Origin of the sequence: Pseudoxanthomonas suwonensis J47 (assembly GCF_000513955.1) — a bacterium.
Lineage (GTDB): Bacteria > Pseudomonadota > Gammaproteobacteria > Xanthomonadales > Xanthomonadaceae > Pseudoxanthomonas > Pseudoxanthomonas suwonensis_C.
This window is the reverse complement of record NZ_AZUZ01000010.1, coordinates 1-21,309: the sequence shown is the minus strand read 5'-3', so window position 1 is coordinate 21,309 and position 21,309 is coordinate 1. Positions and strand designations below refer to the sequence as shown.

19 protein-coding genes are annotated in these 21,309 nt (G+C 72.4%); 9 read left to right on the top strand and 10 right to left on the bottom strand.

Annotated features, from left to right (window positions below; genetic code table 11):
• Nucleotides 1–17 precede the first annotated feature (17 nt).
• A complete protein-coding gene (gene nadD, locus M503_RS0103305) occupies nucleotides 18–659 on the top strand; it encodes a nicotinate-nucleotide adenylyltransferase (RefSeq protein ID WP_028920795.1) in 642 nt (213 codons plus the stop codon).
• Between the two features lie 65 nt (nucleotides 660–724).
• The gene (gene rsfS, locus M503_RS0103300) at nucleotides 725–1,123 is read left to right on the top strand and encodes a ribosome silencing factor (protein WP_028920796.1); all 399 of its coding nucleotides are present in this window, start codon (nucleotides 725–727) and stop codon (nucleotides 1,121–1,123) included.
• An 88-nt stretch (nucleotides 1,124–1,211) separates the two neighbouring features.
• On the opposite strand, the gene M503_RS0103295 is transcribed toward rsfS, so the two are convergent.
• The gene (locus M503_RS0103295) at nucleotides 1,212–2,939 is read right to left on the bottom strand and encodes a glycoside hydrolase family 43 protein (protein WP_037060365.1); all 1,728 of its coding nucleotides are present in this window, start codon (nucleotides 2,937–2,939) and stop codon (nucleotides 1,212–1,214) included.
• Between the two features lie 132 nt (nucleotides 2,940–3,071).
• Here M503_RS0103295 and rlmH point away from each other — a divergent pair, with 132 nt between their 5' ends.
• Nucleotides 3,072–3,542, top strand: coding sequence for a 23S rRNA (pseudouridine(1915)-N(3))-methyltransferase RlmH (gene rlmH / locus M503_RS0103290; RefSeq protein WP_024870455.1), 471 nt, complete (start codon nucleotides 3,072–3,074; stop codon nucleotides 3,540–3,542).
• Nucleotides 3,543–3,644: 102 nt separating this feature from the next.
• Here rlmH and M503_RS0103285 read toward each other — a convergent pair whose 3' ends face one another.
• Nucleotides 3,645–4,310, bottom strand: a complete 666-nt coding sequence (locus M503_RS0103285; RefSeq protein ID WP_028920798.1) for an energy transducer TonB — start codon at nucleotides 4,308–4,310, stop codon at nucleotides 3,645–3,647.
• Nucleotides 4,311–5,149: 839 nt separating this feature from the next.
• Nucleotides 5,150–5,863 (bottom strand): SIMPL domain-containing protein, encoded by a 714-nt coding sequence (locus tag M503_RS0103280; protein WP_028928094.1) that lies wholly within the window; start codon nucleotides 5,861–5,863, stop codon nucleotides 5,150–5,152.
• A gap of 159 nt (nucleotides 5,864–6,022) precedes the next feature.
• On the opposite strand from M503_RS0103280, the gene M503_RS0103275 reads away from it, so the two are divergent.
• Genes M503_RS0103275 through M503_RS0103265 form a run of 3 tightly spaced genes read left to right on the top strand, consistent with a single transcriptional unit; the run spans nucleotide 6,023 to nucleotide 12,024 of the window.
• Nucleotides 6,023–6,628 carry a Maf family protein gene (locus M503_RS0103275; protein WP_028928093.1) on the top strand — a complete coding sequence of 202 codons (606 nt, stop codon included), beginning with the start codon at nucleotides 6,023–6,025 and terminating at the stop codon, nucleotides 6,626–6,628.
• 8 nt (nucleotides 6,629–6,636) lie between these two features.
• Nucleotides 6,637–8,124, top strand: a complete 1,488-nt coding sequence (gene rng / locus M503_RS0103270; protein ID WP_028928092.1) for a ribonuclease G — start codon at nucleotides 6,637–6,639, stop codon at nucleotides 8,122–8,124.
• Nucleotides 8,125–8,148: 24 nt separating this feature from the next.
• The gene (locus tag M503_RS0103265) at nucleotides 8,149–12,024 is read left to right on the top strand and encodes a YhdP family protein (RefSeq protein ID WP_028928091.1); all 3,876 of its coding nucleotides are present in this window, start codon (nucleotides 8,149–8,151) and stop codon (nucleotides 12,022–12,024) included.
• A gap of 9 nt (nucleotides 12,025–12,033) precedes the next feature.
• Here the strand turns inward: M503_RS0103265 and M503_RS0103260 are convergent, their stop codons facing one another.
• Nucleotides 12,034–12,762 (bottom strand): DUF6065 family protein, encoded by a 729-nt coding sequence (locus M503_RS0103260; protein ID WP_028920631.1) that lies wholly within the window; start codon nucleotides 12,760–12,762, stop codon nucleotides 12,034–12,036.
• Between the two features lie 106 nt (nucleotides 12,763–12,868).
• On the opposite strand from M503_RS0103260, the gene tldD reads away from it, so the two are divergent.
• Nucleotides 12,869–14,320 (top strand): metalloprotease TldD, encoded by a 1,452-nt coding sequence (gene tldD / locus M503_RS0103255; protein WP_028920632.1) that lies wholly within the window; start codon nucleotides 12,869–12,871, stop codon nucleotides 14,318–14,320.
• A gap of 55 nt (nucleotides 14,321–14,375) precedes the next feature.
• Here the strand turns inward: tldD and yjgA are convergent, their stop codons facing one another.
• A complete protein-coding gene (gene yjgA / locus M503_RS0103250) occupies nucleotides 14,376–15,002 on the bottom strand; it encodes a ribosome biogenesis factor YjgA (protein ID WP_028920633.1) in 627 nt (208 codons plus the stop codon).
• Nucleotides 15,003–15,169: 167 nt separating this feature from the next.
• On the opposite strand from yjgA, the gene pmbA reads away from it, so the two are divergent.
• Together pmbA and M503_RS0103240 are read left to right on the top strand one after the other, a co-directional pair.
• The gene (gene pmbA, locus M503_RS0103245) at nucleotides 15,170–16,525 is read left to right on the top strand and encodes a metalloprotease PmbA (RefSeq protein WP_028920634.1); all 1,356 of its coding nucleotides are present in this window, start codon (nucleotides 15,170–15,172) and stop codon (nucleotides 16,523–16,525) included.
• Between the two features lie 64 nt (nucleotides 16,526–16,589).
• On the top strand, nucleotides 16,590–16,943 hold the full coding sequence (locus tag M503_RS0103240; protein WP_024869284.1) for a DUF4870 domain-containing protein: 354 nt from the start codon (nucleotides 16,590–16,592) through the stop codon (nucleotides 16,941–16,943).
• Nucleotides 16,944–17,018: 75 nt separating this feature from the next.
• Here the strand turns inward: M503_RS0103240 and M503_RS0103235 are convergent, their stop codons facing one another.
• From M503_RS0103235 to M503_RS0103215, 5 genes are all read right to left on the bottom strand, one after another.
• Nucleotides 17,019–17,924 (bottom strand): polyprenyl synthetase family protein, encoded by a 906-nt coding sequence (locus M503_RS0103235; protein WP_028920635.1) that lies wholly within the window; start codon nucleotides 17,922–17,924, stop codon nucleotides 17,019–17,021.
• Nucleotides 17,914–18,171: an exodeoxyribonuclease VII small subunit gene (locus M503_RS0103230; protein WP_028917849.1), complete on the bottom strand. Its 258-nt coding sequence runs from the start codon at nucleotides 18,169–18,171 to the stop codon at nucleotides 17,914–17,916. Before M503_RS0103230 ends, M503_RS0103235 begins: the two co-directional genes overlap by 11 nt.
• Before the next feature lie 32 nt (nucleotides 18,172–18,203).
• Complete coding sequence (gene tilS, locus M503_RS0103225) at nucleotides 18,204–19,532, bottom strand: tRNA lysidine(34) synthetase TilS (protein WP_028920636.1); 1,329 nt, start codon at nucleotides 19,530–19,532, stop codon at nucleotides 18,204–18,206.
• Between the two features lie 24 nt (nucleotides 19,533–19,556).
• A complete protein-coding gene (locus M503_RS0103220) occupies nucleotides 19,557–19,739 on the bottom strand; it encodes a hypothetical protein (protein ID WP_028920637.1) in 183 nt (60 codons plus the stop codon).
• A gap of 75 nt (nucleotides 19,740–19,814) precedes the next feature.
• Nucleotides 19,815–20,774 carry an acetyl-CoA carboxylase carboxyltransferase subunit alpha gene (locus M503_RS0103215; RefSeq protein WP_028920638.1) on the bottom strand — a complete coding sequence of 320 codons (960 nt, stop codon included), beginning with the start codon at nucleotides 20,772–20,774 and terminating at the stop codon, nucleotides 19,815–19,817.
• Between the last annotated feature and the right edge of the window lie 535 nt (nucleotides 20,775–21,309).

Here is a 21,309-nt window from a genome sequence, read left to right as displayed (position 1 = left end):
GCCCGGGCGTGCATGGCGTGCTGACCCTCTGGTACGGCGGCACCTTCGATCCGGTGCACGCCGGCCACCTGGCCATCGCCCGCGCCGCCGCCGATGCCTTCGGCGTGCCGGTGACGATGGCTCCGGCTGCCGATCCGCCGCACCGCGACGCCACCGGTGCCTCGGCCGACCAGCGCGCCCGCATGCTGGAGCTGGCCACTGCCGGCGACCCGCGCCTGCGCGTCGACCGCCGCGAACTGCACCGCGATGGACCGTCCTGGACCGTCGATACCCTGCTGGAGCTGCGCACCGAACTGGGCGGCAAGGCGCCGCTGGCCCTGCTGGTCGGCGCCGACAGCTTCCGCTCGCTGCCCACCTGGCACCGCTGGCGCGAACTCCTGCAGCTGGCGCACCTGGTCGTGGCCGCCCGCGCAGACGAGGACCTGGCCGACCTGCCCGAGGCCCTGGCCAGCGAAGCCGCCGGCCGCTGGACCGACGATCCGGCCCGGCTGGCCGCGACCCCGGCCGGCGCCATCCATGCCCTGCGCCAGCCGCTGCGCCCGGAATCGGCCACCGCCGTGCGCCAGGCCATCGCCGCCGGCGATCCGGCCTGGCGCGGGCAGGTGCCGGCCGCCGTCGCCGCCTATATCGAGGCCGAAGGCCTGTACCGCCAGCCGTGAAGGCGGCGCCACCCCCGCGGCCGGTATAATCGGCCCCTGTTTCCGCCCGTTCCGCAGAGCCTTCCTTGAGCAGCCACGCCCACGTCATCAAGACCCGCCTCCCCGAACCGCCGCCTTCCGCCGAGAGCCTGCTGGCGTCCGTGCGCGCCGCGGTGGAGGAGATCAAGGCCAAGGATGTCGTCGAGATCGACGTGCGCGGCAAGACCAGCGTCACCGACCACATGGTGATCGCCTCGGGCACCTCGACCCGGCACGTGAAGTCGATCGCCGACGAGGTGATCAAGTTCGCCAAGAAGCTCGGCGCGATGCCGCTGGGCGTGGAAGGCGAGCGCGAGGCCGAGTGGGTGCTGGTCGACCTGGGCGACGTGGTCGTCCACGTGATGCTGCCGCGCGTGCGCGAGTTCTACGCGCTGGAACGGCTGTGGACCGTCGGCGACCAGGCCCAGGCGCAGGACGCCGGCTGATCCGCCGCGCCGCCGCGCATGCGTGGCGGCTTCTTCGCAGGCAATCCCGTAGCGGCCGCGCCTCGATGCGCGGCCGTTGCGTTTGCCCTCAGCGCGCCTGCCCGTGCCGCGCCGCGTATATGCCGAACACCGCGCCGGTGAAGCCGCCGGCCACCGCGGTGCTGAGCAGGGTGCCGTCGACGCCTGCGGCCAGCGTGCGCCAGTTCCCGCCGGGCAGCGCGTACTGGAAGTCGTAGTCCGCACCGCGGGCGCGGATGCGCAGTCGCAGTCCTTCGCCCGCCTGTTCCGGCAGCGTGGCGACGGCGAGCCGCGTCCCGGTCAGCGGTTCGTCGCTGATGCGGCCGTCGCGGCGGTCCAGCACGATCTTCAGCGCGCCATCCTCGCGGGTGAGCGCGAGCAGGTACCAGTAGGCCTCGTTCTGGAATGCCGCCAGCCCGGCGATATCGCCATCGCGCCGCGGCGCGAAGCGCACCAGCGTGGTGGCGTCCGCGTCCTGGTGCTGCTGGCGCCGCGCCAGGAACGAGGGATTGTCGCGCTGCCCCAGCAGTGTCCCGCGTGCGCGCAGGTGCAAGGCGCCGTCGCCGAGGCGGTACCAGGCCTCGCGAGGATTGCGCACCGTCATCCAGTACAGGGGCAGGGCGTCGCCCTCGAACTCGTCGCGGACGGTGAAGCCACCGCTGGTGGGCAGCGCCTCGTCGCTGCGCGGCAGGCGCGGTCCATCGAGCACGTACGGCACGGGCTGTCCGGCCTCGGCGATGCGCGGCCAACCGTCCTCCCAGTGCACCGGCATCAGGAAGGTCTCGCGACCGGTGTTGACGTAATGGCCTTGCAGCGGTGGATACGGACGGTTGCCGAGGAACAGCGCCCACCACTGGCCGTCCCGGGCCTGCACCAGGTCGGCATGGCCGGTCGACGTGATCGGGAACGGGCGCTCGCGCGGCAGGTCGCGCTGGGTCAGGATCGGATTGCGGGCCCACGGCTCGTACGGCCCGGTCACCTGGCGGCTGCGCAGGATCACCTGGCGGTGCATCTCGCCGGTGCCGCCCTCGGCGGCGCTGAGGTAATACCAGTCGCCATGGCGGAACAGGTGCGGGCCTTCGACATACTCCGGTTTCTCCGCCGGATCGATGCCGCCGTCGAGGATCACCTTGCGCGGGCCGATGGTGCGCAGCGCCTTCGCGTCGAACTCCTGCAGCCAGATCGCGCGGTGGCCGTTCCAGCGTTCGCCGCCTTCGGGCAGGTCGTTGTTGACGATCCACGCGCGCCCGTCCTCGTCGAAGAACAGCGAGGGGTCGATGCCGCCGGCCAGCTCCGGCAGCCACACCGGATCGGACCACGGCCCGGCCGGATCCTTCGCGGTGATCACGTAGTTGCCGCCGCAGTTGGGGAAACAGGTGTTGACGATGTAGAAGAGGCCATCGTGATGTTCGATCGCCGGCGCGAACACGCCGTTGACCAGGTCGTGCTGGCCGAAGTCCAGCTGCGTCGTGCGGTCGATGGCGTTGCCGACCTGGGTCCAGTGCACCAGGTCGCGGCTGTGGAATACCGGTATGCCGGGGAACCAGCCGAAGGTGGAGGTGACCAGGTAATAGTCCTCGCCGACGCGCACCACGCTGGGATCCGGATAGAAGCCCTTCAGCACAGGATTGCGGAACTGCTCCGGCCCCGGACTCGCCGTCGCGTCGACCGGATCGCTGCCTGCGTACTCGAACCAGTCGAACGACGCTTCCGGTGCCGCATCTTCCGCGGCGACAACCACAGGCACCGCGAGGCAGAGGGCGGCCAGCAGGCCGAGCGCGGAGGAGCGGAAGTCCATGGGTTCCTCCCGGAACGGATGCGGACGGTGCCTCGTCGGGCCGCCGGACCGTAGCACGCGCATGCGCGGGCATATCAGCGCTGTCGCCGCGGAATACCCGGCGTGCAGGCGCGCGCCGCTATCATGGGCGCCATGAAGGCCCGACTGATCGCCACCGGCGAGCGCGCTCCGCCCTGGGTGGCGGAAGGCTTCGCCGAATACCGCAAGCGCCTCTCGCACTGGCTGCCGCTGGAGCTGGTCGAGGTCGAGCCGGGCATGCGCGGCAAGGGCCGCGATCCGCAGCGTGCGATCGAGGAAGAGGGCAGGCGCGTGCTCGCCGCGCTGCCGAAGAATGCGCACGTGGTGGCGCTCGATGTTCCCGGCAGGCAGTGGTCGTCCGAACAGCTGGCGAAGCGCATGGAGCACTGGCGCCAGCAGGGCCGCGACCTGGCGTTCCTGATCGGCGGCCCCGAAGGCCATGCGCCGGAAGTGCTGGCTGCCGCGTCCGAATCCTGGTCGCTGGGTCCGCTGACCCTGCCGCACATGCTGGTGCGGCTGGTGGTGGCCGAGCAGCTGTACCGCGCCGCGGCGCTGCTGGCCAACCACCCATACCACCGCGCCTGAGCGACGCACGCGGTTGCGCGGCCAGGTAGCGCTGGCCGCTCGGCCGTCGCGTCGGCGTGACACGTGGAAGCCTGCACGCGCCGGAGCGCGTGCAGGTCGTACTTACTGCAGGGTGAAGCTGATCGGCACCAGGCCCCAGGCCTGCACCGCGCGGCCGTCGCGCATCGCCGGCTCGAAGCGCCAGCGCTGCTGCACGTGGCGCACCGCCTCGCGGTCCAGCGAGCGGTTGCCGCTGCTGCGCTCGATCGCCACGTCCAGCGGCTTGCCATCGACGTCGACGAGGATGCGCAGCAGCACCACGCCTTCGGCGCCGGTGCGGAGGGCATCGCGCGGATACGGCGGCGGTGGCGCCACCGCGTAACGCAGTTCGGCGCCCTGCAGCGGCTGGCCGTTGCCGGCCGGAGCCAGTTCGCCCGTAGTGCTGGCGGCGGGCGCAGGATCGACGGCGAGCGTGCCGAAGTCGATCACCGCTTCGACCGGGGCCATCCGCGGCTCGGGCACGGCGAGCGGTTCGACGCGCGGCATCGTGCGCGGCTGGGGCTGCGGCTGCTGCACCAGTTGCGGCGGCAGGGGCGGAAGCGGCGGGACTTCGACGATCTTCCAGCGCTCCGGCTCGGTGGCCGGGCGGGTCATCTCCACCGGCGACTGGACCAGCGGTACGAGCAGGACGAGGAAGGCCAGCGCGTGCACGGCGATGGCGAAGCTGGTGGCGAGGATGCGCTGGAAATCCAGGCGCGGGGTGTCATCGGACGGCAGCGTGCGAACCATGATCCACCTCCATTGCAGGAATGACGGAGGAAACAACGCACGGACATGGCGGCAGGGGTTTGGCCGCGATGGCCCGCTTCCAGACTGCGCCTCCGCTTCCGCCGCGCGCAAGCCTCCGCGTCACATTCCCGACCAAAGTCGGATGGATGCCGACGGCACGCCAAGCCCCTCTCCCACCGGGAGAGGGGTTGGGGAGAGGGTCGGTATGCCCGCGTGGCGAGAGGTCCCGACCCTCACCCCTGCCCCTCTCCCGGAGGGAGAGGGGTGCAAAGAACGAAGCCACGACCCGAACGCGCCGGAAGACGCGGTAGCGCGGGGGTATGGCGCAAGCAGGCCATGGATGGCGGAACCGCGCGATGCGCCATACCCCCGCGCTGCCGCGGCTCCCACCGAAGCTCGCCACGCCAATGCTTTCAAGCAGCGCTGCGCATGCGGTGACGCAGCTGGCGCGCGGCGACGCGCCAGACGTCGCAAGCGCCCTTGTTCATTCCCGGCGCCCCCCGCGCTGCCGCGGCTCCGCCCGAAGACGGCCACGTCATGCTTTCAAGCAGTGAACTGTGGATGCGGTGAGGCAACAGGCGCGTGGCGACGCGCCAGACGTCGCCAGCGCCCTCGTTCATTCCCGGCGCCCCCGCGCTGCGCGGCTCCCGCCGGAGCTGGCGCGCATCGAAACCGTTGCTCTTGCGTTGCCGATGTCGGCAAGCGCAGCTTTCACCGACCCTCATTCCCGGCACCCGCTCCCCACCCCGGCCCGCGTCCATGGGACGCGGGCGTGGCGGCATGCGTGCCGGTAGTGCGCAGAGATGCCGCCTCGCCGGCGGGAGCGAGGGTAAAGCTTCTTACCGTCCCAGCTCGAACACCACGTCCAGGTTGACCGACACGCTGCTTTCGCCGGCGGCGACCGGGGTGCTCTCGTAGGCATCGGCCTTCATCATCGCCATGCGCGGCATCGGCACCGGCATCGCCGCGCCCCCTTCGCTGATGCTGACGATGCGGCGCACGCGCAGGTCCAGCGCCTTGGCATAGGTCTCGGCGCGGTCGCGGGCGCGGCGCAGGGCCTCGACGCGGGCCTGGTCGTACAGCGGCTCCGGATCGTCGATGCCGAATGACGGGCCGTTGATCTGGTTGGCGCCGCTGGCCACCAGCGCGTCCAGCACCTTGCCCATCTTCGCCACGTCGCGCAGTTTCACGTTGACCGTGTTGCTGGCCTGGTAGCCGGTGATGCGCGGCGGCTGGTTCTCCTCGTAGCGGTACTGCGGGTGCAGGTTGATGCCGCTGGTCTGCACGTCCCTGTCGGCCACGCCCGCGGCGCGGATCGCCGCCAGCACCCGGTTCATCTGCTCGGCGTTCTGGCGCATCGCCGTGTTGCCGTCGGCGGCCTGGGTGACCACCCCGGCCGAGACCGTGGCGATGTCCGGCGCCCGGCTGGCTTCGGCCTGGGCCGAGACCGACAGCAGGGTCGCGTCGGGCGGGAGGGTCGGGGCGCCCGTGGATTGGGCGGCGGCCGGGGCCGACAGGGCGAGGGCGAGCAGGGCGGCGATCGGATAACGCATGTAAGGCTCCTTTCCTGGGATGCGATGACACTGGCCGTGCGGGGGTGTGCCGCAGGGTCGGTTCGTGGGGATGAACGCGCGGTGAGTCCGGCCGGGGTTGGGGGCGTAACCGCCAGCCAGGCCACGGTTCAGCCAGCCGGGCCGGGTTATCCTGTGCCCATGCTTTACCTGGCCTCGAAATCCCCCCGCCGCGCCGAGCTCCTGGACCGGATCGGCCAACCCTACCGCCTGCTCGACGTCGACGTCCCGGAAGTCCGGGCGCCGGGCGAGGCCGCGGCCGACTATGTGCGCCGGGTCGCCCGCGACAAGGCCCGGGCCGGCTGGGCGCTGGTCGCCGGCGAGCCGGGCGCGCGCGTGCTGGGCGCCGACACCGAGGTGGTGCTGGACGACGAGGTCTTCGGCAAGCCGGCCGACGACGCCGACGCGGCGGCGATGCTGCGCCGCCTGTCCGGCCGCACCCACACCGTGCTGTCGGCGGTGACCGTCATCGACGCGGCCGGCGAACGCCAGGCCCTGTCGACGACCGAAGTCCGCTTCGCCGCGCTGGCCGACGAGGCCATCGCCGCCTACGTCGCCACCGGCGAGGCCATGGGCAAGGCCGGCGCCTACGGCATCCAGGGCCGCGCCGAGGTGTTCGTCGAGCACCTGGCCGGCAGCTACTCGGGCGTGATGGGCCTGCCGCTGCACGAGACCGCGCGGCTGCTCGCCGCGCCGCCGGCCGCGCCGGCGCAGACGGGTGGCGCCGCCGTCGCCGTGGCCGGGTGAGCGGGCGCATGTCCGAGGAGATCCTGGTCAACGTCACTCCCCGCGAGACCCGCGTGGCGGTGGTCGAGAACGGCATGCTGCAGGAGCTGCACATCGAGCGCGGCTGGCGGCGTGGCGTGGTCGGCAACATCTACAAGGGCCGCGTGCAGCGGGTGATGCCCGGCATGCAGGCGGCGTTCGTCGAAGTCGGGCTGGAGCGCGCCGCGTTCCTGCACGCCAACGACGTGATCCGGCCGGTGCCGGTCGATGCCGGCATCGCCGACGACGCGCCGCCGCAGCCGATGGCCACGCCCTCGATCGTCGAGCTGCTGCGCGACGGCCAGGACATCGTCGTGCAGGTGGTCAAGGACCCGATCGGGACCAAGGGCGCGCGCCTGACCACCCAGATCAGCATTCCCAGCCGCTACCTGGTGCTGCTGCCGCAGTCGCGCAGCATCGGCGTGTCGGCGCGGATCGAGGACGAGGCCGAGCGCCAGCGCCTGAAGACGCTGGTCGCCGACCTGTCGGCCAGCCATGGCGGCCACGGCTACATCGTCCGCACCAACGCCGAAGGCCAGCCGGCCGAGGCGCTCGCCGAGGACATCGCCTACCTGTCGCGGGTATGGAACGTGGTCGAGCGCCGCGGCCGCGAGGCGCCGTGGGGCACGATCATCTACGAGGACCTGAGCCTGCCGCTGCGCGCGGTGCGCGACCTGATCCGCCGCGACGTGGAGAAGGTGCGCGTGGATTCGCGCGACACCTACGACCGGCTGCAGGCCTTCGTCGCCAAGTACATGCCGGTGCTGGCCGAGAAGATCGAGCTGTACGCGGGCGACCGCCCGATCTTCGACCTGTACGGGGTCGAGGACGAGATCGGCCGCGCCCTGGACAAGCAGGTGCCGCTGAAGTCCGGCGGCTACCTGGTCATCGACCAGACCGAGGCGATGACCACGATCGACGTGAACACCGGCTCGTTCCTCGGCCAGCGCAACCTTGAGGAGACGGTGTACCGCACCAACCTCGAGGCCGCCCAGGCGGTGGCCCGCCAGCTGCGCCTGCGCAACCTCGGCGGCATCATCATCATCGACTTCATCGACATGACCGACCCGGAGCACCGCCGCCAGGTGCTGCGGACGCTGGAGAAGTCGCTGTCGCGCGACCACGCCAAGACCACGGTGTACGACTTCTCGCCGCTGGGCCTGGTCGAGATGACCCGCAAGCGCACGGTCGAGAGCCTGGAGCGCCAGCTGTCGGAGACCTGTCCGCAGTGCAGCGGTCGCGGCACGGTGAAGACCGCCGAGACGGTGACCTACGAGATCTTCCGCGAGATCACCCGCGCGGTGCGCCAGTTCGACGCCGCGCGCCTGCTGGTGATCGCCTCGCCCAAGGTGGTGGCGCGGATCACCGAGGAGGAGTCGGCCGCGGTGGCCGAGCTGGAGGAATTCCTCGGCAAGACGATCCGCTTCCAGGCCGACGAGCAGTACATGCAGGAGCAGTTCGATGTGGTCCTGCTCTGACCGCGGGCGCGGCGCGGAGGCCTGATGCCCACCCCGCTGCGCCGCCGCCTGCGCCTGGCTCGCCGCTGGGCCGCCTATCTGCTGGCCGTAGTGCTGGTGATGATGGCGCTGGTGCTGGGTGCGGTGAGCCAGCTGCTGCCGCTGGCCGAGCGCCATCCCGAACGCGTCGCCGCGTGGCTGAGCGAGAAGGCCGGGCGTCCGGTCAGCTTCGACCGCGTGCGCACGCAGTGGACCCGCCGCGGTCCGGTGCTGCAGCTTGAAGGCCTGCACGTCGGCGCGCCTGGCGCGGGCGTGCACGTCGGCCAGGCCGAGGTGCTGGTGTCGATGTACGCCGGCCTGCTTCCGGGCAGCTCGTTCACCGAGCTGCGCCTGCGCGGGCCTTCGCTGACGCTGGAGCGCGACGACGACGGCCGCTGGTCGGTGCGCGGCCTGCCGACGTCCGGCGCTGCCGCAGGCGATCCGCTGGAATACCTGGAAGGCCTCGGCGAGCTGCAGGTGATCGGCGGCAGCCTCGACGTGCGCGCACCGCAGCTGGGGCTGCGCACGCGCATCCCGCGGATCGACCTGCGCCTGCGCGTCAACGGCCAGCGCGTCGACGCCGGTGCGCGCGCCTGGATCCGTCCCGACGGCAAGCCGGCGCGGATGGCTTTCGATTTCGACCGCGGCAGCGGCGCCGGCCGCGCCTGGTTCGGCCTGGACACCGAGGCGCTGGGCGCGTGGGCGCCGCTGCTCAACCGCGCCGGCATCTCGGTGGCCGATGGCCGCGGCCACGTCGAAGCCTGGGCCGAGCTGCGCCAGCACCGCGTGGTCCTGGCCACCACCCGTTTCGAACTGCGCCACCTGCTGCTGGCCGGCGCGCCGCTGGCCGACGGCCTGCTGCCGCAGGTGCGCCTGGACGAACTCCGCGGCCGCGCGCGCTGGCGGGTGACCGCGCAGGGCTGGCGCCTGGACGTGCCGCAGCTGCAGCTGGCCGACGAACACGGCGCGCAGTCGCTGGATGGCCTGCTGCTGGCCGGCGGCCAGCGCTACGCACTGCAGGTCGAACGCGTCGATGCGACCCCGCTGCTGGCGCTGGCGGCGCTGTCCGACGCGCTGCCGTCGGGCCTGCGCGGCTGGCTGCGCGAGGCGGCGCCGAAGGCGCAGGTGTCGGCGCTGGAAGTGGCCGGCATGCGCGGCGGTCCGATGCACGCGCAGGGCCGGCTGGAACGGATCGCGTTCGACCCGGTCGGCGACGCCCCCGGCATCGACGGCCTGTCCGGCCGGTTCGAAGGCGACGGCCAGGGCTGGCAGCTGGCGCTGGATCCGCGCAGCGCGCTGAGCTTCGACTGGCCCAGCGGTTTCGGCGTGCTGCACGAGCTTGCGCTGGACGGCACCGTGCTGGCCTGGCGCGAAGGCGCCGGCTGGGAAGTGGGCACGCCCGCGCTGCGCCTGGACGGCGGCGACTACGCCGCCGATGTGCGCGGCGGGCTGTGGTTCCAGGGCGACGGCACCCGGCCGTGGATCGGGATTGCCGCCGACATCGACGACGCGCCGGTGCCGGTGGCGAAGAAGTTCTGGGTCCACCACCGCATGTCCGAGGCGGCGGTGGGCTGGCTGGACATGGCGCTGGAAGACGGCGTGGTCAGCGGTGGCCGCGGCCTGGTCGCCGGCGACCTGGACGACTGGCCGTTCACCGGCAACAACGGCCGCTTCGAGGCCACCGCGCATATCCGCGACGGCCGCATCCGCTACCAGGAAGACTGGCCGGTGCTGGAAGCGCTCGACGCCGAGGTGGCCTTCGTCGGCAACGGCTTCAGCCTGCAGGGCCAGGGCACGACCCGCGGCCTGCCGATCCAGCGCCTGCAGGTCGGCATCGCCGATTTCAGCCACGCGCCGCTGAAGGTGCGCGCCAGCGCGCGCGGCGACGCGGCGAGCATGCTCGAGCTGCTGCGCGACAGCCCGCTGGACCGCGAACACCACGAGACCTTCGCCAACCTCGAAGCGTCCGGTCCCGCCGCGACCCTGTTCGCCCTGGACCTGCCGCTGGGCGCGGGCGAGGGCCCGGCGCGGATCGACGGCACGGTCGCGCTCGACGGCGCGCGCCTGGTCGAGAAGCGCTGGAACCTGGCCTTCGACGCGGTGCGCGGTAGCGCGCGCTACGACGGCAACGGCTTCGACGCCGAAGAACTGGCGGTGCGCTACCGCGGCCAGGACGGCGTGCTCGCGCTGCGCGCCGGCGGCCACGCCGGGGACGCGGCCAACGCCTTCGAGGCCAGCCTGCAGGCGCCGCTGGACGCGGCCGACCTGTTCGCGCGCGCGCCGGAACTGGACTGGCTGGCGCCGCGCGTGCAGGGCCGTTCGCCGTGGCGGCTGGACGTGGCCCTGCCGAAGCAGGCGCGCGGCGACCTCGTCGGCACCCTGCAGCTGCAGTCGAGCCTGGCCGGCACCCGCCTGGACCTGCCGTCGCCGCTGGCCAAGCCGGCCACCGACACGCTGGCCACGACGGTGAAGCTGGGTCTGCCGCTGGGCAGCGGCCCGATCGACGTGGCCTTCGGCGAACGCATGGCGGTGCGTGCGCGCCAGCGCGACGGCCGCACCGGCGTGCGCGTGCTGCTCGGTGCCTCGACCGTGGATGCCGAGCCGCCGACGTCCGGGATCGTGGTAGGCGGCCGCACGACCTCGCTCGACGCGCTGGAATGGATCGGCCTGGCCAAGGGCGGCGGCGACGGCCCGGCGCTGCGCCAGATCGACGTGGTCGCCGACGAGTTGCACCTGCTTGGCGGTGTGTTCCCGGATACGCGGTTGAAGCTGCGCCCCGAGGCGCAGGCCCTGCAGGTCGACGTCGAAGGCCCGGCGCTGGCCGGCCACGTGCGCGTGCCCGACCAGTCCGGCGCGACCGTGGAAGGCCGCTTCAGCCGCTTCCACTGGCAGCCGCCGGCCGGCGCGGCGAAGGTTTCGGCCGGCCAGGTCGCGCGCGATGCGGTGGCCGCGGCCAACGACGCCGATGGTGCCGGCACCGACGTGCCGAAGCCGGCCGACGACGGCTTCGATCCGGCGGCGATCCCGCCGCTGGCCATGGACATCGACGACCTGCGCTACCGCGACGCGGCGATGGGCCGTGCGGTGCTGCGCACCCGCCCGGTTCCCGGTGGCCTGCGGGTGGAGCAGCTGCAGGTGCAGGCCGGCGAACAGAAGATCGAGGCCAGCGGCGAATGGCTGGGCCGCGGCGAGGGCGCGCGCACCCACCTGGCGCTGACCGTCGACAGCCGCGACATGGGCGCGCTGATGGACAGCCTGGGCTATCGCAACTGGCTGGCGCGCGGCGAAGGCCGGGTCAGCTTCGACGCCAGCTGGCCGGGTACGCCGGCCGGATTCCGCCTCGGCGGGCTGCAGGGCAGCCTGCGGATCGCCGCCCGCGACGGCCAGCTGCTGGAAGTGGAACCCGGCGCGGGCCGCGTGCTCGGCCTCTTCAGCCTGGCCCAGCTGCCGCGCCGGCTGATGCTCGACTTCCGCGACTTCTTCTCGCGCGGTTTCGCCTTCGACCGCCTGGAAGCCAACGTCCGCTTCGCCGACGGCGAGGCCCGGACCGACGACATGCTGATCGAAGGCCCGGCCGCCGACATCCGCATCCGCGGCACCACCGACCTGCGCGCGCAGCGCTTCGACCAGACCATCGACGTGCTGCCCAAGTCCGGCAACCTGCTGACCGTGGTCGGCGCGGTCGCCGGCGGCCCGGTCGGCGCGGCGGTGGGCGCGGCGGCCAATGCGGTGCTGTCCAAGCCGCTGGGCGGCATCGGCGCAAAGACCTACAAGGTCAGCGGCCCGTGGAAGGAGCCCAAGGTCGAGGTGATCGGCCGTGAACAGTCGCGCCGCGAGCAGGAAGAGGCCGGGGCGCAGGACGCCGGCCAGGACGCGGGCTGAGCGCCCCGCCTACCCGGCGCGGGTGAACTTCGGCAACCGCAGCTTCACCCGGTGGCCTTCGGCCGGGCAGCCGCGCATGTCGACGCCGCGGAAGTAGCCGCGCTGCCACTGCTCGCGCGCCGCTTCCGATTCCGGGTCCGGCAGTTCCTGCAGGAAGTGGCCGCGGCTGTGGGTCCAGGCGTGGTACTGCGAGTGCAGGTCCGGCGCCTCCGATAGCGGCCGCCATTCGGCGCTCACCTCCTCGAGCAGCGGCCGGTGCAGCGGCAGCAGGTGGCAGAACGGTTCGCCGGCCTCGAAGCGCACCTTGCCCGGCCGGGTGAACTTCCAGTTCATGGTGAACGGGTAGGGGCTCCAGCCGGTCTCGACCACGCCGGTCAGCGCGGTGATGCCGTCGCGCGGGCGGTTGATCGGGCCGGTGACCATCAGTTCCACCGCCGCGTCGCTGCGGAACAGGCAGGGCACGTGGAAGGTCAGCACGCCGTAGCCGAAATGGCTCACCGCCGGCGCCAAGGTGCCCGGATCGGGCGTGACCTTCACGTCCTCCAGGGCGTCGCCGCCGGTCCATTCGGCGCTGAAGCCGGTCTGGCACAGCAGTTCCCAGCCGTGCACGTTGGCCATGTCCAGCGGCAGGCAGCGGTAGGCGTAGCGCTGGTCGGTGCGCTCCATCCAGTCGCGCTCGCGCGGCGCCGGGCGGATGTCCAGGGTGTGGCCGTCGATCACGTAGGCGGTCAGCTTCATCGGGCGGGGCGGGCGGGTCCGGAAGAGGGCGGTCAAGGCCGCCGGGCGGCCAGCTGTCATCATAGGCATGCTTGCCATCCCCGGCGCCCGCCCCCATCCCCCGTACATGACCTCGACCACGCTCGCCCTCGCCGAAAACCGCCTGCTCGTCCCCGGCGGCCTGGATCCGTCCGGGCTGGACCACGCCTTCTCGACCCTGCTGGGCCCGGGCATCGACTTCGGCGACCTGTATTTCCAGCACTCGCGCCGCGAGAGCTGGACGGTGGAGGACGGCATCGTCAAGGACGGCGCCCACTCGATCGAGCAGGGTGTGGGCGTGCGCGCCATCTCCGGCGAGAAGACCGGTTTCGCCTATTCGGACGACATCAACGCCGGGGCGCTGCGCCTGGCCGCCGGCTCGGCGCGGGCGATCGCCCGCGACGGCGCGCGGGTGGAACGGCAGCTGGTGCGCACCGGCGCGCCGGTGGTCCGCGACCTGTACCCGGCGCTGGATCCGGTCGACGGCATGGGCAACGAGGACAAGGTCGAGCTGCTGCGTTCGCTGGACCGCCTGCTGCGCGCGGCCGACCCGCGCGTGGTGCAGGTTTCGGTGAGCCTGTCCGGCGGCGTCGACACGGTGCTGGTGGCGCGCAGCGACGGCGTGCTCGCCGCCGACGTGCGCCCGCTGGTGCGGCTCAACGTGCAGGTGATCGTCGAACACGGCGGGCGTCGCGAGTCCGGCTACGCCGGCGGCGGCGGACGCTATTCCTATGCCGAGCTGTTCTCCGGCGGCCGTCCGGAGGCGCTGGCGCGCGAGGCGCTGCGCCAGGCGCTGGTCAACCTCGACGCGGTCGATGCGCCGGCCGGCACGATGCCGGTGGTGCTCGGCGCCGGCTGGCCGGGCGTGCTGCTGCACGAAGCGGTCGGCCACGGCCTGGAAGGCGACTTCAACCGCAAGGGCACCTCGACCTACGCCGGCCGCCTCGGCCAGCGCGTGGCTGCGCCGGGCGTGACCATCGTCGACGACGGCACCCTGGAAGGCCGCCGCGGCTCGCTCAACGTCGACGACGAGGGCGAGCCGACGCGCTGCACCACGCTGATCGAGGATGGCGTGCTGGTCGGCTACATGCAGGATTCGCTCAACGCGCGACTGATGGGCATGGCGCCCACCGGGAACGGCAGGCGCGAATCGTTCGCGCACCTGGTGATGCCGCGCATGACCAATACCTACATGCTCGCCGGCACGCACGACCCGGAGGAGATGATCCGCTCGGTGAAGAAGGGCCTGTACGCGGTCAACTTCGGCGGCGGCCAGGTCGACATCACCAGCGGCAAGTACGTGTTCTCGGCCACCGAGGCCTACCTGATCGAGGACGGCAAGGTGACCGCGCCGGTGAAGGGCGCGACCCTGATCGGCAATGGCCCGGAGACCATGCAGAAGGTGCGCATGGTCGGCCACGACCTGGCCCTGGACGAGGGCGTGGGCGTGTGCGGCAAGGACGGGCAGAGCGTGCCGGTGGGCGTGGGCCAGCCGTCGCTGCTGATCGACGGCCTCACCGTCGGCGGAACGCGGGCGTGAGGACCGGCGCGTGAGCCCGGCGGCGCGGCCGCCGGCAGCGCACGGCCCGGCGCGGTCAGTCGTCGTCGCCGGGGTCGAAGCCTTCGCCGGCCTCGTCGAAATCGAATTCGTCGCTGTCCGCGGCGTCGTCGGCGTGCGCATGCGCGGCGGCTTCGCCGGCGCCGCCGGCCAGCAGCAGCGCGCGCAGTTCGCGGAACAGTTCGCGGAAGGCGCGCGGCGGCTTGTTGCGCTTGCGCTCTTCCAGGGTGCTGCGGACCAGCTGGCGCAGGCGCTGGCGGTCGGCGCCCGGATGCTCGTCGAGCAGTTCGGCCAGCGCCGCGTCGCCCTCGGCCAGCAGGCGTTCGCGCCAGGCCTCGACCCGGTGCATCGCGGCGACTTCGCGGCGCGCGGCCTTGCCGTCCTCGTCCAGCGCGTCGCGGATCGCGTCGAGGGTCTCGTCGTCCTCGCGCCGCATCTGCTTGGCCAGGTAGGCCAGCTGGCGCTTGCGGGCGATGTGCGCGGTGATCTTCCGGGTGTGCTGCAGGTGCGGCAGCAGGTCCTCGGGGATCGGCAGCCTGGCCAGCTGGCTCGGCGTCAGGCTGGCGAGCTTCTCGGCCAGCTCCAGCACGCCCAGCGCCTCGCGGCGCTGCTGGCTGCGGCTGGGGGAAAGGTACTCGCCGGTTTCTTCGTCGCGTCCGCGCATGGGGCTGGGGCTCTGTTCGATGCGGAGGATTCTACCCGCCCGGCCATGAATCCCGCGGGGCCGGCGCGTCGCCGGCGCCCGCTGGCGCGGATCCCGGCAGGCCGCCGGGCGCGCCGCCCGCGTCGCGCGGACACGCAGACAGCATTCGCAACTTGAAGGTGGAACCCTTGAACGACATCGTGCACAACGACGACAGCCAGCAGCGCCTGGACCGGCTGGCGGACATCTCGCAGCGCCTGCTGGACCGCGCCCGCGCGCTGGGCGCCAGCCAGGCCGAGGTGAGCTGCAGCGAGGAACGCGGGCTCAACGTCTCGGTGCGGATGGGCGAGGTGGAGACGGTGGAGTCGACCCGCGACCGAGGCATCGCCGTGACCGTGTACTTCGGCAAGCGCAAGGGCAGCGCCAGCACCGCCGACCTGCAGGAATCCAGCCTCGACGCCACCGTCGAGCAGGCCTGCGCGATCGCCCGCCACACCGAGGACGACCCGGCCGCCGGCCTGGCCGACGCGGAGCTGATGGCCACGGCCTTCCCCGACCTGGACACCTGGCATCCGTGGGCGCTGGAAGCCGACGAGGCCATCGACCTGTGCCTGGCCTGCGAGGCCGCCGGTCGCGACGCCGACGCGCGCGTGACCAACTCCGATGGCGCCTCGCTGGGCAGCGGCGAGAGCCTGTCGGTCTACGCCAACAGCCATGGCTTCATCGGCCGCGAGCGCGAGACCCAGCATTCGCTGGGCGTGGCGCTGATCGCCGGGCAGGGCGAAGGCATGCAGCGCGACGGCTGGTACAGCATCGGCCTGGCGCAACGCGACCTGGAAGCGGCGGCGGCCATCGGCCGTCGCGCGGCCGAACGCGCGGTGTCGCGGCTGGCGCCGCGCAGCGCGCCGACCGGCGAGTTCCCGGTGCTGTTCTCGGCCGAGGTCGCCCGTTCGCTGGTCGGCCACCTGCTCAACGCGGTGTCCGGCGGGGCGCTGTACCGGCGCGCCAGCTTCCTGCTCGACAGCCTGGGCACGCGCCTGTTCCCGGAGTGGTTCTCCATCGACGAGCGGCCGCTGATGCCGCACGGCCTGCGCTCGACCGCGTTCGACGCCGACGGCGTGGCCACCCGCGACAGCGCCCTGGTGTCCGGCGGCGTGCTGCAGCGCTACGTGCTGGGCAGCTATTCGGCGCGGCGGCTGGGCCTGCAGACCACGGCCAATGCCGGTGGCGTGCATAACCTGGAGGTGGCGGCCAACGCCGGCACCCTGCAGGAGCTGCTGGCCGGGATGGGCCGCGGCCTGCTGGTCACCGAGCTGATGGGGCAGGGCGTCAATGGCGTCACCGGCGACTATTCGCGCGGCGCGGCCGGGTTCTGGGTGGAGGACGGGCAGCTGGCCTACCCGGTCGACGAGCTGACCATCGCCGGCAACCTGCGGGCCATGTTCGCCGGGATCGAGGCGGTGGGCCGGGAAGTGGACCCGCGCTCGCACATCCGCACCGGTCCGGTCCTGGTAGGGCGGATGACCGTGGCCGGGGGGGATTGATATGCTCGGGCCGGCTACACCACTACTTGCGGTGCCCGGCACCGCTTCGCCATGGGGAACACCAATGAACGACTACAACACCACCGCCCAGTCGCAGAACGATGACCGCACCATCGCCATGCTGGTGCACCTGTCGGGCATCCTGCTCGGCTTCATCGTTCCGCTGATCGTGTGGCTGATCCACAAGGACCGTCCCGAAAAGGCCTTCCTCAACGACCAGTCCAAGGAAGCGCTGAACTTCCAGATCACCCTGCTGTTCGTCTACATCATCGGCACGGTCCTGACCATCATCCTGATCGGCGCGCTGATCAACTTCCTGGCCTGGATCGCCTGCATCATCCTGAGCATCATCGCCGGCCTGGCCGCCAACCGTGGCGAGGAGTACCGCTATCCGTTCGCGATCCGGCTGATCAAGTAAGTACCCCATCGCAGATGGACGAAGGGCCCGGCATCGACCGGGCCCTTCGCGTTCCTGCATCCTGCGCGCGCCGCGTCAGCGGTTGCGGCGCACCGCCATTTCGCCCAGCGCGTCCAGCAGCGTGCAGTCGCCGCCGACGCCTTCCAGCGCGGCACGCATCTCCGCCGCCAGCTGCTCGAGCCTGGCGCGGGCGCCGTCCACGCCCAGCAGGGCCGGATAGGTCGACTTGGCCTGGGCCACGTCCTTGCCGGCGGTCTTGCCCAGCGCCTCGGAACTGGCCTCGATGTCGAGCAGGTCGTCGCGGACCTGGAAGGCCAGGCCCAGCGCGTCGGCGTAGTGGTCCAGCTGCGCCAGCGTGGTCGCATCGGCGCCGCCGCCCAGCGCGCCCATGCGCACCGCGGCGCGGATCAGCGCGCCGGTCTTCAGGGCGTGCATGCGCTGCAGGCGGGCAAGCGGTCCGGACGTATCGCTGGCGACTGCTGGACGGCCGCCGGTGCCGGTGGCGTCGATGTCCAGCGCCTGGCCGCCGCACATGCCGGCCACGCCGGAAGCGATGGCCAGGGTACGCACCCAGTCGATGCGCAGCGCCGCCGGGGCGTCGGCTTCGGCCAGGGCGGAGAAGGCCAGGGTCTGCAGCGCGTCGCCGGCCAAGATCGCGGTCGCCTCGTCGAAGGCCACGTGCACCGTGGGACGGCCGCGACGCATGTCGTCGTCGTCCATCGCCGGCAGGTCGTCGTGGACCAGCGAGTAGGCGTGGACCAGTTCGACCGCGGCGGCCGGCGCGTCCAGCGCGGCTTCGCTGGCGCCCAGCGCGGTGCCGGCGGCGTAGACCAGCAGCGGACGCATGCGCTTGCCGCCGCCGAGGGTGGCGTGGCGCATGGCGGCGTGCAGGCGCGAGGGTTCCTGCGCCGGGTCCGGCAGCAGGCGCTCGAGCGTCGCCTCGGTGCGCGCCGCCCAGCGCGCGAACACCTCACTCGCCATCGGGGCCGGCGAAAGGCTGGGCGCTGTCGGGCTGGTCGGGATCGGTGAGCAGGCGCACGCGCAATTCGGCCTGTTCCAGCGCGGTCTGGCAGCGCCGGTACAGGCCGATGCCGCGCTCGTACGCGGCCAGCGAATCTTCCAGGCTCATCTCGCCCTGCTCCATCTTCTGGACCAGTTGTTCCAGCTCGTCCAGCGACTGTTCGAACTGCGCGACGGGCGAGGCGTCGCCGGAGGTTTTCTTGGACATGGGCGAAGTGTGCGCGGTGCGGCGGCCGGGGGTCAACGCGCGGTGCCGCTGCCGGGCGGCTGCCAGGCCAGCTGCCAGCCGCGGGCGTCCAGCCATTGCGCGAGCGCACAGGCCTGGATGGCGTCGCCGGCGGCCAGCACCTTGCCTTCGGCGTCGGACAGCAGCGGCAGGTGGCGCCGGCGCCAGGGCGGGACGGCGCGCTCCTGCAGCACGTGCTTCAGCGCGTGCGAATGGGAACGGCCGGGCAGGGTGATGCGTTCGCCACCCTGGCGTGCGTGGACACGCAGCGGGGCGTCGAAGCCAGGCACGGGAGCGCCGCGGCCGTCGTGCAGCTGGAGCAGGCCACCGTCGGGCAGGTGCAGCGGTTCGAGGCCGTCCCAGGCCACGCTCCAGGACGACGACAGCGGCTCACGTTCCCGGTCGGCATGGAGCAGGTCGCCCCAGCGTTCGATCCGGGCGCCGGCCCAGGCGAAGCAGGGCCGGGCATCGGCGCGGGCGGCCAGCAGTTCGCGTTCGATCCGCTCGACGGCATGGCCGGGCAGGCGCGGCAGGCCCAGCTCGCGTACCCACCGGCGCAGCAGGCGGGCGCGGCGTTCCGGCGGCTGCGTTTCCAGCGGCGATACCGGCAGGGTGTGCGGGTCTTCACCGGTGTGTTCGCGCAGCAGCTGCGCGTCGGCATCGGCCAGCAGCGCGTCGGCCTGCGCGCACAGCTCTGCGCTGCGGGCCAGCGCGGCGGCGGCATGCGGCCAGCGTTGGCGCAGCAGCGGCAGCAGCTGCAGGCGCAGGAAGTTGCGGTCGGGATCGGGGTGGAGGTTGCTGGGGTCCTCGATCCATTCGAGGCCGTGCTCGCCGGCGTAGTCCAGCAACGTCGTGCGTGGCAGCTCGAGCAGCGGCCGCCATTGCCAGGCGTGGCCGCGCCGGCGCAGCGGCCGCATCGCGCCCAGGCCTTCGGGGCCGGAGGCGCGCAGGGCGCGCAGCAGGAAGGTCTCGGCCTGGTCGTCGAGGTGGTGGGCGGTGGCCAGCACGTCGCCCGGTTCAAGCGTCGACAGCAGCGCGGCGTAGCGCGCCTCGCGCGCGGCGCCTTCCAGGCCGAGGCCGGCGTCGCGCGGCACCTGCACTTCGATCACCTGCAGCGGCACGTCCCACGCGCGCGCCTGCGCCTGGCAGTGCGCGGCCCACTGGCCGGCATCGGCATGCAGGCCGTGGTGCACGTGCACGGCGCGCAGGCCGCGGGCCCGGGCGGCCGGTTCAAGCGCAAGGGCATGCAGCAGCGCGCTCGAATCCAGGCCGCCGCTGAAGCCCACGACCAGCGCGCCGGTCGCGGGCAAGGCATCGAAGGGAAGCGGCAGGCGAGGGGCCATGCCGCCATGGTAGCGGTCGCCGGCTCAGCGCACCTGGCGCAGGATCACCACGATGGCGAAGATCCAGCACACGGTGACGAACCAGGCCAGCACCCAGCCGGAGGCGAGGCCGCGGCGGTTGCGCGCCAGCCGGTTGACCGCCAGCGCCACCAGCAGCGGCACCGCGAACAGGCCGACCGGCAGTACCCAACCCGGAAGTGCGCCCATGTCCGCTCTCCCCGGAGCTTCAAGGTCCTGCGCGACAGCATACGCGCCGTCGCGCGGGATGGCGGGCGGCCGCGGTTACGCCGCCTCGTAGGCGCCGTAACCGTGCAGGCGCTTGTAGCGGCGCTGGACCAGATCCCCGGTCGGGATCTGCTCGAGGGCGTCGAGCTCGTTGAGCAGCACGGCCTTGAGCCGGCGCGCCATCTGCTTGGGGTTGCGGTGGGCGCCGCCGGTGGGCTCGCGCACGACCTTGTCGACCAGGCCCAGCTCCTTCAGGCGCTTGGCGGTCATGCCCAGCTGTTCGGCGGCTTCCTTGGCCTTGCCGGCGTCCTTCCACAGGATCGAGGCGCAGCCTTCGGGCGAGATCACCGAGTAGGTGCTGTACTCGAGCATGATGGTGGCGTCGCCGACGCCGATCGCCAGGGCGCCGCCGGAGCCGCCTTCGCCGATCACGGTGCAGATCACCGGGACCTTCAGTTCGGCCATCTCCAGCAGGTTGCGGGCGATGGCTTCGGACTGGCCGCGTTCCTCGGCATCGATGCCCGGCCAGGCGCCGGGGGTGTCGATGAAGGTGAGGATCGGCAGGCCGAAGCGTTCGGCCATCTTCATCAGGCGCAGGGCCTTGCGGTAACCCTCGGGCTTGGGCATGCCGAAGTTGCGGCGCACCTTCTCCCTGGTGTCGCGGCCCTTCTGGTGGCCGATGACCATGACCGGGCGGCCGTCGATGCGGGCCAGGCCGCCGACGATGGCCTTGTCGTCGGCGAAGGCGCGGTCGCCGGCCAGTTCCTGGAACTCGTCGCAGATCACGCGGACGTAGTCGAGGGTGTAGGGGCGGGCCGGGTGGCGCGACAGCTGGGAGACCTGCCAGGAGCTCAGGTCGCGGAAGATCTGGGCGGTGCGCTTGCGCAGCTTGTCCTGCAGGGCGCGCACTTCGGCGTCGACGTTGACCGCCGGGCCGGTGCTGGCGTTGCGCAGCTCCTGGATCTTGGCTTCCAGGTCGGCGATGGGCTGCTCGAAATCGAGGTAATTCGGATTCATCCGTGGGGGCTGACGCTGCCGGAATACGGGAAGTCGGGGAGTGTAGCCGAACCGCCCTGAAGGGACCGGACCGTATGGTACGGAGGGCGCCTCGAATGCCTTTGAGGCGCTGGCGACGCAGCGTTTTCCCTCTCCCCCCGGGAGAGGGGCCAGGGGAGAGGGTCGGATGCCGACTGCCGGAAGGGCAAAGGCCAAGGCCGCCAAGGGGATCGGCTCCGGACGGAGCCGCGGCAGCGCGGGGGTATGGCGCATCGCGCGGTTCCGCCATCCATGGCTCCAACGCGCGAACGCAGGCCATCCATGGCCTGCTTGCGCCATACCCCCGCGCTACCGCGTCTTCGGGCGGTTTGGGGTCGCGGCTTCGTTCTTGCACTCCTCTCCCACCGGGAGAGGGGCTATGGCCTTGTAGCCCGGATAAGCGAAGCGCATCCGGGAAGGGATGAGGGAGGCATTGGAGCGGCGTGGCGGCCGCTTCATCCCCGGATGCGGCCTTCGGCCTTGTCCGGGCTACGCACACGCAACCGCGTCTTCGGGT